Source organism: Escherichia sp. AM3 (assembly GCF_032029835.1).
GTDB classification, from domain to species: domain Bacteria; phylum Pseudomonadota; class Gammaproteobacteria; order Enterobacterales; family Enterobacteriaceae; genus Escherichia; species Escherichia coli.
Genome location: NZ_JAVUPQ010000657.1, coordinates 1 through 372 on the forward strand (window position 1 = coordinate 1; position 372 = coordinate 372).

1 protein-coding gene is annotated in these 372 nt (G+C 57.5%); it reads right to left on the reverse strand.

Translation table 11 applies throughout. From position 1 onward, the window contains the following. The coding region (locus RTW80_RS27740) for an ABC transporter permease (protein WP_312721327.1) at nt 1-370 on the reverse strand (370 nt) is incomplete at its 3' end. Nucleotides 371-372 lie beyond the last annotated feature (2 nt).

Below are 372 nucleotides of genomic sequence, written 5' to 3' on the forward strand. Positions count from 1 at the left end.
GCCACGAGTGCACCTGGAACGGCACGAAGAACAGCGAAATCGCCGTCACCAGAATACCCACGCACAGCCCGCGCGCCACGCCACCGCCCACGTAACCGGCGATAATGACGTGCGTCGGCACTGGCGCCACCAGCAGCTCTTCAATGTTGCGCTGGAACTTGGCGCTGAAGAATGAGGATGCCACGTTCGCGTAAGCGTTGGTGATCACTGCCATCATGATCAGGCCCGGCACGATAAACTGCATATAGGTAAAGCCGTGCATCTCACCAATGCGGGAGCCAATCAGGTTGCCGAAAATGATGAAGTAGAGCGTCATGGTGATCACCGGCGGCACCAGGGTTTGCACCCAGATGCGCATAAAGCGGTTAATCT